A 14,472-nucleotide genomic window follows, 5' to 3' on the forward strand; every position below is an offset into this window, starting at 1 on the left:
CTGTTAACTGGGCAAAAGTTTTTTCAAAACCAATTAAACTTATACATATGCAAAATTCTACTTTCCATTTTTGGAGGCGGTTTTGTCTGCTGGCATTTACGCTGGCAACTTTATCTATCTCCGGTGTTTATGCCCAGCAAACGGTTACCGGTACAGTAACCGCTAAAGACGATGGCAGTACCTTACCCGGCATTACAGTAATTATTAAAGGAACCCAACAGGGAACCGCTACAGATGCCTCGGGCAGGTTTTCTATAAAAGCAGCCAATGGCGCGGTGCTTCTTTTTCGTGGTTTGGGTTACGATCAGCGCGAAATTGTAGTTGCCGGCGCGGTAGTAAATGTTGTTTTAGACAGCAAGCAAAACGGACTTAACGAAGTGGTGGTAATTGGCTACGGTACAACAACCCGTCAAAACATTACTACAGCCGTAACCAAGGTTGATCCTAAGAAGATCCCGCAGGCAGCCAACAGCTCTATCCCCCAGCTGTTGTTTGGGCGGGCTTCGGGCTTGCAGGTTTCGCAGGGAAGTTCACAGCCGGGCGGTAACATAAACCTTTCCATCAGGGGCCGGGGTAACCCATTGTATGTGGTAGATGGCGTAATATTCCCCAATGATGCCCTTGAACCAGGCAATGGTACCATTGCCGGCGAAACCAATGGCGTAAGTCGTGGTGGGTTGGCTGGTTTAAGCCCTGATGATGTAGAATCTATCGAAGTTTTGAAAGATGCAAGCGCGGCCATTTATGGTGTTAACGCGGCAAATGGCGTTATCCTCATCACCACAAAAAAAGGTAAATCGGGCAGGTTAAACATCACCTACAACGGAAGTTACTCTTTTGAAAAAAACTACCCATATCTGCAGCCGCTAAAAGCCAATCAATACGAGACTTTGTATAACCAGCTTATTGTTGACCAGTACCTTGGCGCCAAATTGCAGCAACCCTACGGGCCTAATGCCCAGTCTGGTGTTCCGTCACCTAAATTTACTGATGCCGATATCGCTGCAGCCGGTAACGGAACCGACTGGCTGGGGCAGATCTTCAAGACGGGTAACGTTAACAATCACCAGATCAATATTAACGGCGGCGGCGAAAAAGCCACCTATTATTTCTCTGGCGGTTATTATAACGAAGAAGGTACTTTGAAGGGCGCGGGGCTTACCAAATATACCGGACGGGCTAATATGTCATTTACGCCTGCTAAATTCCTTACACTAAATGCAAATTTTACCGGCAATACCAATAGCTATATTAACTCGTCGTCGGGCGGGCAAACAGGAGGCTCGGGTACGCAGGGTTTTGGTATTATCCAGGCGGCGCTGGGCTATCCTGCCAACGTGCCTGTACGTGATGCCAGTGGCAACTATACCCGCTATGGCGTAATTGCCAACCCGGTATCGTTGCTTGATGTACAGGATAACACCAGCTATCACTCCCTAAACGCCAATTTATCTGCCGATTTAAAGGTTATCCCTGGAGTTTTAGCCGGCCATATTTTGTTTGGTGATAATTATGAGGCAGCTAACCGTAGCTTTTTTGTACCCAGCTCGGTTTTCTACTTTTCGCAAAACCTGTCAAGGGCATCGTTAAACTATAATAACCGCGAGAATCAGACCTTAGAGGCTACTGTTACTTTTAAAAAGGATGTAACCAGCTTTTTAAATATTGATGCAGTTGCAGGAGCGGGCCAGTATAAGGCTACTTATAACGCCTTTGGAAGCCAGGGAGCAGGCGGCGCCGACGTTATCAGCAATACCAATTTATCTGCCGAAACAGCCAACATAGGTATCACCTCGCTTAAAACAGCGAGCAAAACACGTTCGTATTTTGCACGTAGCTCTTTTAATTTCTTAGATAAATACCTGCTTACCTTATCATACAGGTACGATGGTTACAGCCTGTTTTTCCCTAATACAAAGTATGCATCGTTCCCGGCTATCTCCCTGGGGTGGAAAATCAAGAACGAATCGTTTATGAAAGATGTGGAATTTGTGAGTCAGCTTAAACTGCGCGCAAGTGTGGGCACTACGGGCAGTACCATTGGCTCGGTAGGCTATGGTGGTTATGCGCCAGATGGCAATACACTTTTCTTTAACAATGGCAGCGCCAATTATGTAACCATAGCACGCTATGCCATTGATCATCCCGAGTTAACCTGGCAAAAAACCGAAAATAAAAACATCGGCCTTGATTTTGGTTTCTTTAACGACCGTGTCACCGGTTCGGTTGATGTGTTTAAAGATGATATTACCAACTTGTTAAGAACCACAGGGCCAACCGCTCCACTTTCATACCTATCAACCCAGCCGGTAAATGGCGGGCACCAATACAGGCAAGGTTATGATATTTCATTATCTACCCAAAACTTTAAGGCAAAGGATTTTAGCTGGAATTCGGCCATCAACGTATCGCACTTTACCTATAAATGGAAAAGCCGCTTTGTGTACGATAACCTGCTTAGTTACCAGGGTGTAACCTACCAGGCCGTTAATGACCCGGTTGATGAGATTTACTATTTTAAAACCAAAGGATTACTACAGGCAGGGCAAACGGTACCTTCTTCTCAACCAACATCAGGTGGTGCAAACCTGGCTGGTTCGCCAATATATGTTGATGCCGACGGCGATGGTAAATTAACCGGCGGCGATATCTACAAGCTTAATCCCGATCCTAAGATCAGCATTGGTTTCGGTAACGATTTTCGCTACAAACAATTTGATCTCAGCATCTTCTTTTACGGCCAGTTTGGCGGTAAATCCATCAATTACAATAATGCATGGGGCGATCCTGTAAGTATAGCGTCAAGTACCCAAAGCGGCACTATTCAGGCCCAGGATGTATGGACATCTGTACACCAAAACGGCACAAGGCCTGGTGTAAATTACATTGAAAACGCAACCGGGTTGCCGCAGGGAACAGACATTAACCTGGTAAGCACCAATTTTGTGCGTTGCCGTAACCTTACACTGGGTTACACCATCAACTCGCCATGGCTTAATAAGTTCACCAAATCGGTACGCGTTTTTGCCGATGCGCAAAACCTATTCATCATTACCAAATACAAAGGAGTTGACCCAGAGGTAAGCTATGCCAGTGTTAAAGGAGGCTATGCGCCGTACCCAATGTTCAGGACGTTTTCTTTTGGCTTAAAAGCCGGATTCTAATTTCAAATCAGTAACCGACATGAAAAAAATTATAACCATATGTTTAATAGCTGCCACGGTAACCGTAAGCAGTTGTAAAAAAGGACTGGAGCCGCAAATTTACGGCTCATTATCAACCACCAATTTCCCCAAAACCGAACAGGATTTTGTGAACTATGTTACCGAAGTTTATAAGCCGTTTCAATCCAAATGGGGGTATAATGATCCGGCAGGGTACCAAAACGACTGGTTTAGCCCCGAATATGGCGATATCATGATGTTTGATTACCCAACAGACCAGCTAAATATCTGGACCGGCTGGGGTGGCATCTTTACGCAGTTTAGTACGGCCAGCTTCACATTTTTGGCTAACCAGGGCACGGGTAACAACCATTTCGAAAAAATAAGGTTTGTAACCCGCATTACCCAGATTATTGATGATATCAGTAAATCAACCATTAGCGACGATGCAAAAAAAGAACTGATAGCCGAAGCCCGGATGTCTCGCGGGTGGAATATGTATTACCTGCTGCAATTGTATGGCCCTGTACCGGTGATCCTGGATGCAAGCAAGATCAATACCACAGCCGAAACCGATTTGACGCGGCCTACAAGGGAAGCTTTCCTGGCATCAATAATTGGCGACTTAAGTTATGCGGCAACCAATTTGCCAAAAACACCGTCAGATTATGGCCGCTTTAACCAGGCTATAGCGCTTACAGTGTTAATGCGCACTTACATGAACGAAAAAGATTTTGTGAATGCCGAAAAAATTGGACGGCAGATTATTACCATGGGCTATTCATTGGTTACCGATTATGCCAGCCTGTTCAATGAATCAACAGAGAAAAATAATGAAACCATGTGGGCAGTGTCCTGCATACCGGACCAGGACGGGAATGAGAACCACGGCAGCTTTAACCCATGGGATTTTTATACCTACCCCAAAGATTATCCTGGCAATCGTGTACACGATTCATTTGCAGGTGGCGATGCACCCGTATCATGCACCTGGGCATTTTACAACTCATTTGATGCGGCTGATAAGCGGAGAAACCTGTTAATAGCAAGTTATACCAATAAAAGCGGCGTTGTACGTAACCAGGCCAACGGTTTATCAGGACCGGTTGTAGCAAAATATCCGGATAATGGCGGCGCATCCTTGAATGCTTACCAGGGCAATGATATCCCTAAGGCCCGCCTGGGCGATGCAATACTGATGCTTGCCGAAGCTATCAACCAAAACAGCGGCCCAACTGCCGAAGCTATAGGCCTGGTTAACCAGGTACGTTTAGCACACGGTGGTGCTGCCATAGGCAATGTACCGGCATCGGCAACGGTAAGCAAAGCATCATTTGACAGCTGGATACTGAAAGAACAAGGCTGGGAAACCTACTTTGAGGGCTACCGCAAAATGGATTTGGTAAGGCATGGTCAATGGCAAAATGCCTTATCAACCGTGGGTAAAACATCAGGGCCTTACCTGTTTCCTGTTCCTACTTATGAAATTACTGCCAGTAAAGGCAAGCTAACGCAAACCCCTGGCTACTAAAACAAATTGCTATGAAAGGCAACAACGTACTTTGGCTTGCAGCATTCCTGTTATTTACAAGCTGTAAAAAAAACGATGGCGGCAGCGGTACTAAAACAACCAATACCACCGACACTACAAAAACCACAACATCGGCCCTGATAAAAGGGGCCGATGTAAGCTGGCTTACCCAAATGGAAGCATCGGGCGTTAAGTTTTATAACAACGATGGCCTGCAAAAGGAATGCATGCAACTGATGAAGGATAAAGGTATGAATGCCATAAGATTGAGGGCATGGGTTAACACCGCTGACGGATGGTGCAACACCGACGATGTGGTTGCCAAAGCTGTACGTGCCCAAAAACTGGGTATGAAGATCATGATCGATCTGCATTATAGCGATACCTGGGCCGATCCTGGCAAACAAACTAAGCCGGCCGCCTGGCAAAGTCTTGATTTTGCAGGCTTAAAAGATGCGGTAGGCACCTATACGGTATCTGTTATGAATGCGCTTAAAGCAAAGGGCATTACTCCCGATTGGGTGCAGGTTGGTAACGAGACCAGCGATGGCATGCTATGGGAGGATGGCAGGGCATCTAAAAATATGGCTGGGTTTGCGGCGTTGGTTAGCGCGGGTTACAGCGCTGTAAAATCGGTAAGCTCAAGCACTCAGGTAATTGTCCACCTGGCAAATGGGTACGATAATTCATTGTTTCGCTGGCTCTTTGATGGGTTAAAGGCCAACGGCGCAAAATGGGATATCATAGGTATGTCGCTTTACCCCTCAACAACTAACTGGCAATCCTACAATCAGCAATGTTTGGCCAACATGAACGATATGTTTGCCAGGTACGGCTCGCCGGTAATGGTGGTTGAGGTGGGGATGACTGCAAGTGAGGCGGTTACCTGTAAGGCCTTTTTAACCGATTTGCTGGCCAAGGTAAGTACAGTAAGCGGCAACCAGGGATTAGGCGTTTTTTATTGGGAACCCGAGGCTTATAACTGGCAAAGTTATGGCCTGGGCGCTTTTGATTCCTCAGGCAGGCCAACGGTTGCGTTGGACGCCTTTAAGCAATGAAATTAACCAAATAATATACCAAATAAAAACAATCAAATTATGAAGAAGATCACCGCACTATCATCAGCAATTATGCTTTGTTTAAGTATGAGCTGTACTAAAGAGAGCGCCAAACAGCAAAGCGCTGCAACGTCCGAAACTACCGCGTCGAAGTTAAAAACAGAGGCGACCACCACCTTTGCCTATGGCTCGGATGCCAGTTGGGTAACGCAGATGGAAGCCGCAGGCAAAAAGTTTTACAACAACAGCGGCACACAACAGGATCTGTTCACTATTTTAAAAGGCAAAGGCATTACCGCTATTCGTTTAAGGGTATTTGTAAACCCTTCTGACGGTTGGTGCAATACTGCCGATGTGGTAGCCAAAGCCAAAAGGGCCGCTGCCGCAGGCATGAGTATTCTTATCGATTTTCACTACAGTGATGTATGGGCCGATCCTGCGCATCAAACCAAGCCGGCAGCATGGGCGAGCCAGGACTTTACAACCTTAATGAATACGGTTTATAACTATACTTACAACACCTTAAACACTTTAAAATCAAATGGCATTACCCCAACCTGGGTGCAGGTGGGCAACGAAACCAGCGATGGCATGCTTTGGCAGGACGGCCGCGCATCGGTATCGGCTACCAACTTTAAAAACTTTGCCTGGCTGGTTAATTGCGGTTATAATGCTACCAAGGCAATTTTTCCATCGGCAAAGGTAATTGTGCATGTAGCCAACGGCTTTAACAATACCACCACCCGCTGGATTTTTGATGGCTTGCAATCCAACGGAGCCAGCTGGGATATCTGCGGTTTTTCGGTATATCCATCAACCAGCAACTGGGCTTCAATAAACAGCCAGGTACTTACCAATATGCAGGACATGGTAAGCCGATATGGCAAACAGGTAATGATCTGTGAAGCTGGGATGGATGTAAATTCACCTTCTACCAGCAAATCGTTCCTTACAGACCTGATCACCAAAACAAAATCGGTATCGGGTGGCTTAGGCGTATTTTATTGGGAGCCGGAAGCTTATGGCAGCTGGCAGGGTTATACTTTAGGTGCTTTTGACAGCAGTGGTAAACCAACTGTTGCCATGGATGCCTTTGTGCACTAAAATATAATAAGCGGGCGCTTGTTTATCAATGCGTCCGCTTATTGATACCTTTAAATGATATTAATAATTGTAATATGCATAAAGTGAGTTTAAGCAGGTTAAAATATTATGCAGCTGGTTTAATTACGGTTTGTGCTTTATCGGCCTATCGGCAGTCATCGCCAAATGCAGGGCCGGCTAAGTTTAAGCAAATTCTTGGGGCCGATATTTCCTTTATACCACAGCTGGAAAGCGAGGGTCACAAGTTTTATGATGACGGCGTAAATAAAGATCCTTTTCAGTTACTAAAAGATCATGGCTTTAACTATGTGAGGTTACGTATTTTTAATAACCCTAAAGCCGATAGCGGTTATTCTCCCAAAGGTTATTGCGGTTTGGAGGATACCAAAAAAATGGCGCTGCGTATCAAAGCTGCCGGTATGGGCTTCCTGCTCGATTTTCACTACAGCGATACCTGGGCCGACCCGGGAAAACAATACAAACCCGCGGCCTGGAAGAATCTGGATAACCGGCAACTGCAGGATTCCATCAAAGCATTTACTATCCTTACTTTAAAGGAGCTTAAAAAGCAAGGCACACTGCCCGATATGGTACAGGTTGGCAACGAAATTAACCATGGTATTTTATGGCCCGATGGTCGGCTACAAAATCTGGATACACTGGCCGGTTTTTTAAAAGCAGGCATTAGTGGTGTACGCTCGGTTGGCGGCAATATCCGCATCATGCTGCACATAGCCTGCGGCGGCCAAAATGCCGAATCGAGATATTTTTTGGATAATATGATTAAACGCGGCGTAAACTTTGATATCATCGGCGAATCTTACTACCCCGAATGGCACGGTACACCCGATAGCCTGAAGAAAAATCTTACCGACCTGAACACCCGCTACAAGCAGGATGTTATAGTAGCCGAATATTCGCAACACAAACGCGAGGTAAATGACATAGCTTTGTTGTTACCAGGCAATAAAGTTAAAGGCAGTTTTATATGGGAACCTTTTAGCTGGGGCGAAACTTTTGTTGATAAGCAAGGCAACACAAACGATCATATAAAAACCTATACCAACATTAGTAAAGACTATCACATCAGTCAGTAACCTCTTTTTTAAATGAAGAAATTTTTCCTGTTATCTATTATTGTTTTTGGTGCGGCTATAACCTGGGCACAAAGTAATAAAGCAAGTTCAACTACGCTATTCAACAATGATTGGCAGTTTTTAAAGGATGCCGATACCAGCATCAGCCGCCAACTTTTTAACCATAATGATAATGGTATGGCCTGGCAGCAAATCAGCTTGCCGCATACCGCCAATATAGAACCCGTTATAAAAATAAACCAGCAATGGCAGGGCTTTTGTTTTTACCGCAAGTTTTTTGCGCTCAATAAAAATGATGCAGGCAAGCACATCGCTATCCGCATTGATGCCGCCATGAACCTGGCCGATGTTTACCTGAACGGCAGATATCTGCTGACACATAAAGGAGGATACCTGCCTTTATATATCGATATTACGGGCAAAGCACTATACGGAAAAGAGAATTGTCTGCTTGTTAGATTAAACAATCATGATAACCCGGTTATCCCGCCAGGGAAACCTATTAAAGATCTCGACTTTAATTTTTACAGCGGCATTTACCGTAACGCCTGGCTTATCAAAAAAAACAAGGTATACATAACCGATGCGGTAAACGCCAACCAGGTAAACGGAGGCGGAGTATTGCTGCACTATATTAATATATCCGCACCCCAGGCACAACTAAAAATTAAAGTACAGGTAAAAAACGACCAGGCTATAAAACAGCATATACAACTCAAAGCCACCCTGTACAGTCCCGCGGGAAAATTAGTTGGCCCGGCTCATGTTATCGCCGCCGATATCAATTCAAAAGATACAGCCTCCATACAGCAGGAAATATCGGTTGCAAACCCGGCATTATGGTCGCCGTTACATCCTCAATTATACAAAATAGTAATTCAGGTCATTAATAACGGCAGGATAGTAGATGCTGTGTCCACCCCAACCGGTATCAGGCAAATTGCTTTTAAAAACGATGGCTTTTACCTTAACGGCAGTAAATACGTTTTGCGCGGAACCAATCGCCACCAGGAATATCCTTATATCGGTTATGCCCTCTCAGATAACGCCCAGTACCGCGATGCCTATAAAATAAAACAGGCAGGGTATGATTTTGTACGATGCTCGCATTATCCGCCCTCGCCGTCGTTTTTAGATGCTTGTGATCAGTTAGGCATTTTTGTGATGGACTCTACCCCTGGATGGCAATTTTTTGGCGATGAAACGTTTCAACAAAACAGCCTGCAAAACATAACCGATATGATCCATCGGGACAGGAACCATCCCTCCATTATTTTATGGGAAGCTTCGCTGAATGAAACAGAAATGAAACGCGATTACATGGAAAAGGCGCAGGCTATTGTTCACCAGGAGTTGCCCTATGCTGATACCTACACGTGCGGTTGGATGAATGCGGTGTACGATGTATTTATCCCCGCCCGCCAGCACGCTAAAGCACCTGATTACTGGAAAAAATTTAATAGCAAACCTATTTTCATTGCCGAATATGGCGACTGGGAATACTATGCCCAAAATGCAGGCTTTAACCAAACCCAATATAAAGACCTTACCGATGAGGAAAAAACATCGCGCCAGTTACGTGGCGACGGTGAAAAACGGATGCTGCAACAGGCTGCAAATTTCCAGGAAGCGCATAACGACAACCTTAACGGGAACATTACCGGCGATGCTGGCTGGCTCATGTTTGACTACAAACGCGGTTATGCCCCGGATATTGAATCATCGGGCATTATGGACATTTTCAGACTGCCTAAATTTGTTTATTACTTTTACCAAAGCCAACGCGATGTTAATGAAAGTAAACCAACGGTATTTATAGCCAGCTACTGGAACAATCCGGCAACCAAAAGCATAAAAGTTTTTAGTAATTGCGACCGGGTTGAATTGTTTTTAAACGGTACATCAATGGGCAAACAAAAGCCCGATACCGGCAAAATGAATAATAACCTTAAGCATGCGCCGTTTACTTTTAGTGTTGCATATCAACCAGGCGTTATTACCGCTAAAGGGTATATCAACGGCAGGCTGGTGAAATCAGCCGAACGCCGGACACCGTTAACGCCTTATGCCATTAGACTTACTGTTGATTATAGTGGAAAAATAACAGCTGTGGGGAAAAGTGATGTAATATTTGTTTATGCATCAATAGTTGATAAAAACGGAACGGTTATCCCAAGCGGAAAACAACAAGTTAGTTTGGTGCTAACAGGCGGCGGAGAAATTGTTGGCGAGCAAAAAATAACTCCCGAGGCCGGCATTGCAGCTTTTCTTATAAAAACACCGGGAAACGCGAAACCGATAAACATTTCAGCATCGGCAACAGGCCTAATTACTGCTGTTCAATTAGTAAACTAAATTGATAGACACTTTGAACATATTCTGGGTAAATAGTACATTAGTTTATCCACCCTGCAGACATAAAAAAAGCCTTTTACTATTAGTAAAAAGGCTTTTTAGAAATGGGTGGATGACGGTTCAGAATGCGCACCAATTTATTGAAGAATTGATAGAAATTGATGGTTTTACAAAAATTCTTGAAAATTAATACCCGAATCATATTGAACGACACTAAGCGTATGTCCGGTGCCGATCACCAACATTTACTCAAGAAACAGTTCTATCACCGGTATTTCCATCAAAGGCTTCTTTGCCGGGATCTTTAGTTCCAGATCGTTGGGGATACTGCCTGATTGTTTGCATATCAGTTCGGAGTTATCATGCAAAAACTGCGCGTATTTCACTTTGTTCTTATAACCGGGCAGGGATAAAACACCATCTGACGGATATTTATATAGATGTACATATAGCTTTTTTGCAGCCGCATTGTAGGTGAGTTTGGTATCCACCGGAGCTTTGAACACTTCGGGCGCCGATGTGCAACCATAAATTGCCTTATTGTTTGCATGCATCCACAGGGCTAAACTATCCAGGGCTTTAGTAGCCCGGTAATCAAATTCGCCACGGGCTGTTGGCCCTACATTTAAAATAAGGTTACCGCCATTGCTTACCGATGTAATTAAAAGATCAAGCAATTGCCGGTTTGTTTTCCAGGTATTCTCGTCCCTGAAATATCCCCATGAACCAGAGAAGGTTTGGCAAGTTTCCCATAACTGGTTTTTGTACTTTACTAAATCGCTTGCACTTACCTGCTCCGGCGTTACAAAATCTGCTCCGTCTTTGTACTCTTCCAATCCTAAACGGTTGTTAATTAAAATACCGGGTTGCAACTTTCTTACCAGCTTAATTAATTCAACAGATCCCCAATCGTCTTTGCTCTTGCCATGAATTTCCTTTGTCCCGTCGGAAAAATCAAACCATAATATATCTATTTTACCATAGTTGGTAAGCAGCTCGGTAACCTGGTTGCGTAAATACTGCCTGTATTTTGCCATGTCTCGGTTTTTATTTAGCCTGGTGAAAGCTGTATCGCCTCCTGTTGGCTTAAGAGGGTGCCAATTGTCAATTTCATAATCGGGGTTGTGCCAGTCGAGCAGTGAATAGTAAAACCCAACCTTTAAACCTTCGGCCCTGAAAGCGTCCACATATTCCTTTACCAGGTCGCGTTTTGCAGCAGTATTGGTGGCTTTATAGTCGGTATATTTGCTATCAAACAAACAAAAGCCCTCGTGATGCTTGGTTGTTAGCACGGCGTATTTCATACCGGCGGCTTTAGCTTGCTTTGCCCATGCTTTGGGATTAAACTGATCGGGATTAAAAGCATCAAAGTATTTTTGATATTGTTCATTGGTCAAATGTTCATTGCTTTTCATCCATTCGTGCCTTGAAGGTAAAGCATACAAGCCCCAGTGAATAAACATGCCAAAACGGGCATCCGTCCACCATTCCATTCTTTTCGTTTTATGATCTGGCGTTTCATTGCTTATTGACTTCTGTCCGTAGGTAATAGAAGCCGTTAAGAGTAAACTTATTAACATTAATTGCACTTTACGCGCATGTGGTTTTCTGAGCATGAATTTTAGTTTTTAGTTAGTTTACTAAACCGATTAATTGTCTTGTTAAATAAGAGGCGGTATGATAATAAATGTTTAATTATTATTTAAGCCGGTATTGTTATCCCGCGTCCTTATTTCTTTAAAAAGTGTTTTGAATGTTGTTACACTTCCGTCCATATCTTTATCTTTCCCATAATAGGCCTGTATAAAATCTCTCGAGTTGCCCCACATGGTATGGAACATACCCTGCATCCTGTTCGATAGTACATTTGAATATTCGGCACGTGAACCATTTTTGCGGATATCCAATACCTGGTTAAGCTGGGCTATGGCCACCTCCGGCTTATTGCATGAAGATGGTAAAACGTTAAATCCTTTAACAGAAAAGTAAGCCGGGGTTGGCGGGGCGTCTTCATATTTCCAATCGCAAATCATAATATCCTTAGCAATCAGATCAATGGCCCTGGAGGTATTATTCATGCTTGCCTGCCAGGCAAGTAAGCCGGTGGTTTTTCCGTCTATTAACCTGTCGCTCCACATCCACATCTGGCAACCCCTGCTTTTCAGGTGATCGTGTAATTTGTTTACATAGGCGGCAAAAATCTCTGCTTTATCAAGTCCGGCACACCGAGGGCACCTGTCATCGCCTATTACCCATACTTCATCAAGGCCCACATGAAAAGCATCAGCCCCACACACATCTATAAGTTCGTCCATTAAAGAAAACACTACCTTTAACAGGTCAGGATGATTTGGGCACACACTTTTGGTATAAAAATCATACATGGTATAAACGGGTTTCCAGGGATGGGGCGGATTTAGCTGCGGTGATTCATCAAACTGGGGATATGCAGCAAGTAAGGGAAGAATTTTTTCATCCTCGGACTGATGGCCAAGCAGGTTCATTTTAGGAATAAAGCGTATTCCCACATCCCGGCAAGCCTTTACAATAGCTTTTAACTCCGGCTCAGACAATGCACCCTGATCTGCAAGCTCCGGATGGCTTTTGAATTTATATTTATATCTTATTCGTAATACCAGCGTATTAACGCCTTCTTTAGGCAGCGCATCGCGGATAAAATCACAAAACATAGGTACATCCTTAGCGTCGGGCACTGTTAAAAGCAGCGCCTTAACCGGCAGCTGATTATAATCCGTTTGTTTTTTTTGCTGAGCTGTAACGTTAAGACTCAGTAATAGCATAGCAACAACTAAAACTGCCCTTACCGGCCGTTGCAAGTTTAAATTGTATTTCATGAAGCAGATATGATTAGCAAAACGTGAAAGAGACCGGGCCAAATGCTCCGCTAAAAATAAAGCGGAGCCATTTTGCCAGGTATGTTTTTATTGTTTATTCCAAAAAGTTAGCTCGCCCCAGTTACTGCCCTTTGGGTTACCGGCAAAATCGACAGTTTTAACAACCCTTATCCGTATATAGCGCACAGCCGGCGGATTACTGTTTAAATCAAACCTAACCGGATTATTTCCGTCATCGCTACGCACGCATTCTTTAAGCAAAGTCCACCCTTTTGAAATCATTTCTGCTTTCCATCCCGAATTATTTGCCTGCAAAGTTGTAGCGGCGTTTGTGATATCAGCAATGCCCCATACCTCAAAATCTGCCGGGTTATGGTATCCGTCGCGCCCGGTTTCTTCCAGCCTCGCCAGGTTGTTATACACTTTTCCCATGTCGAAAGTAAATGTATGGGGTATACCGTGGTCTTCATCAGTATGAAAAATGTTTGGATACGCCTGTGGCCCTGCACTTCCGTCCCATAGTTTACTTAAACTGGTGCCGTAAGCGGCATAAACATCATTTGGAAGCGAGGCATCATCTTTAAATAATGATTTATCGCACTCAACATAAGTGTATATTTTCGGAAAAACATCAAATTGCGCCACAGCGAATGTATCTATCGAAGTACGCTGGGGGATGTAATATGATTTGTACTTAATCTCCGTTCCGGCTTTATAGCTGGGCAGGGTTATGGCGCTTTGATCGGGCTTAAGCACGGTGGCGGCGGCAAGCCCTGCGCCGTTTGTATAGTTAATTACCGTTTTAATGTTGATGGTATCGGGCGTTATAAAGTTTAGGGTTAAGGATCCATTGTCATTTAGTACGTAAGGGGTTACAGCATCATATCCCCTGTTTAACAGCGTTGCCGCATAAAGCGGGCCATAAACTTTGGCGTTATTAACCTCATAGGGGATGGATTTGTTACCCTTGGCATCATACGAGTAAATGGTAAACGAGTAGGTGTATTCGGCTAAGTTTTTAATAACGGTCCTGATGGTATCCTGCTTGCCGGTAATGTTTACCACCTGCGAGTCGGCCCCGTTGTTATAATAAACCACGTACCTGGTTATGCTCGGGTCGGGGCTGGCTTTCCATTTAAGGCCCAGTTCTAAGTTACCCGGCTGCACAACGGCAAATCCAACGGCGCCGGTGTATACAATTTCGTGACCATCGTAAAAATCCTTGTAATCGGTGGCGTAATTACTTTTCCGGCACCCAAATCCGGCTACCAGTAAACAGCCCAATAATATATGTATAAGCTTTTTCAT

At 44.3% G+C, this 14,472-nt stretch carries 9 protein-coding genes; 6 read left to right on the forward strand and 3 right to left on the reverse strand.

Annotated elements, in window-relative coordinates:
- The first annotated feature begins 47 nt into the window (after window positions 1-47).
- From AC1DXF_RS23055 to AC1DXF_RS23080, 6 genes are all read left to right on the forward strand, one after another.
- Window positions 48-3,164 (forward strand): SusC/RagA family TonB-linked outer membrane protein, encoded by a 3,117-nt coding sequence (locus tag AC1DXF_RS23055; protein ID WP_477451054.1) that lies wholly within the window; start codon window positions 48-50, stop codon window positions 3,162-3,164.
- 19 nt (window positions 3,165-3,183) lie between these two features.
- Window positions 3,184-4,695, forward strand: a complete 1,512-nt coding sequence (locus tag AC1DXF_RS23060; protein ID WP_477451055.1) for a RagB/SusD family nutrient uptake outer membrane protein — start codon at window positions 3,184-3,186, stop codon at window positions 4,693-4,695.
- Between the two features lie 11 nt (window positions 4,696-4,706).
- Window positions 4,707-5,753 carry a glycoside hydrolase family 53 protein gene (locus AC1DXF_RS23065; RefSeq protein WP_477451056.1) on the forward strand — a complete coding sequence of 349 codons (1,047 nt, stop codon included), beginning with the start codon at window positions 4,707-4,709 and terminating at the stop codon, window positions 5,751-5,753.
- A gap of 39 nt (window positions 5,754-5,792) precedes the next feature.
- Complete coding sequence (locus tag AC1DXF_RS23070; protein WP_477451057.1) at window positions 5,793-6,857, forward strand: glycoside hydrolase family 53 protein; 1,065 nt, start codon at window positions 5,793-5,795, stop codon at window positions 6,855-6,857.
- Between the two features lie 74 nt (window positions 6,858-6,931).
- On the forward strand, window positions 6,932-7,954 hold the full coding sequence (locus tag AC1DXF_RS23075) for a glycoside hydrolase family 53 protein (protein WP_477451058.1): 1,023 nt from the start codon (window positions 6,932-6,934) through the stop codon (window positions 7,952-7,954).
- 12 nt (window positions 7,955-7,966) lie between these two features.
- The gene (locus tag AC1DXF_RS23080) at window positions 7,967-10,309 is read left to right on the forward strand and encodes a glycoside hydrolase family 2 TIM barrel-domain containing protein (RefSeq protein WP_477451059.1); all 2,343 of its coding nucleotides are present in this window, start codon (window positions 7,967-7,969) and stop codon (window positions 10,307-10,309) included.
- 245 nt (window positions 10,310-10,554) lie between these two features.
- Here the strand turns inward: AC1DXF_RS23080 and AC1DXF_RS23085 are convergent, their stop codons facing one another.
- The 3 genes from AC1DXF_RS23085 to AC1DXF_RS23095 all read right to left on the reverse strand — a co-directional run bounded on the left by AC1DXF_RS23085 (window position 10,555) and on the right by AC1DXF_RS23095 (window position 14,472).
- Complete coding sequence (locus tag AC1DXF_RS23085; protein WP_477451060.1) at window positions 10,555-11,925, reverse strand: alpha-L-fucosidase; 1,371 nt, start codon at window positions 11,923-11,925, stop codon at window positions 10,555-10,557.
- 75 nt (window positions 11,926-12,000) lie between these two features.
- Window positions 12,001-13,164 carry a family 20 glycosylhydrolase gene (locus AC1DXF_RS23090; RefSeq protein ID WP_477451061.1) on the reverse strand — a complete coding sequence of 388 codons (1,164 nt, stop codon included), beginning with the start codon at window positions 13,162-13,164 and terminating at the stop codon, window positions 12,001-12,003.
- An 87-nt stretch (window positions 13,165-13,251) separates the two neighbouring features.
- A complete protein-coding gene (locus AC1DXF_RS23095) occupies window positions 13,252-14,472 on the reverse strand; it encodes a DUF4998 domain-containing protein (protein WP_477451062.1) in 1,221 nt (406 codons plus the stop codon).

The sequence above is a fragment of the Mucilaginibacter sp. P2_A5 genome (assembly GCF_056404995.1).

Excerpts from the sequence above, each read along its gene's own strand:
- AC1DXF_RS23090 (WP_477451061.1), bottom strand. The coding sequence starts at position 13,164 with ATGAAATACAATTTAAACTTGCAACGGCCGGTAAGGGCAGTTTTAGTT.
- AC1DXF_RS23060 (WP_477451055.1), top strand. The coding sequence starts at position 3,184 with ATGAAAAAAATTATAACCATATGTTTAATAGCTGCCACGGTAACCGTA.
- AC1DXF_RS23075 (WP_477451058.1), top strand. The coding sequence starts at position 6,932 with ATGCATAAAGTGAGTTTAAGCAGGTTAAAATATTATGCAGCTGGTTTA.
- AC1DXF_RS23055 (WP_477451054.1), top strand. The coding sequence starts at position 48 with ATGCAAAATTCTACTTTCCATTTTTGGAGGCGGTTTTGTCTGCTGGCA.
- AC1DXF_RS23065 (WP_477451056.1), top strand. The coding sequence starts at position 4,707 with ATGAAAGGCAACAACGTACTTTGGCTTGCAGCATTCCTGTTATTTACA.
- AC1DXF_RS23070 (WP_477451057.1), top strand. The coding sequence starts at position 5,793 with ATGAAGAAGATCACCGCACTATCATCAGCAATTATGCTTTGTTTAAGT.
- AC1DXF_RS23095 (WP_477451062.1), bottom strand. The coding sequence starts at position 14,472 with ATGAAAAAGCTTATACATATATTATTGGGCTGTTTACTGGTAGCCGGA.
- AC1DXF_RS23080 (WP_477451059.1), top strand. The coding sequence starts at position 7,967 with ATGAAGAAATTTTTCCTGTTATCTATTATTGTTTTTGGTGCGGCTATA.
- AC1DXF_RS23085 (WP_477451060.1), bottom strand. The coding sequence starts at position 11,925 with ATGCTCAGAAAACCACATGCGCGTAAAGTGCAATTAATGTTAATAAGT.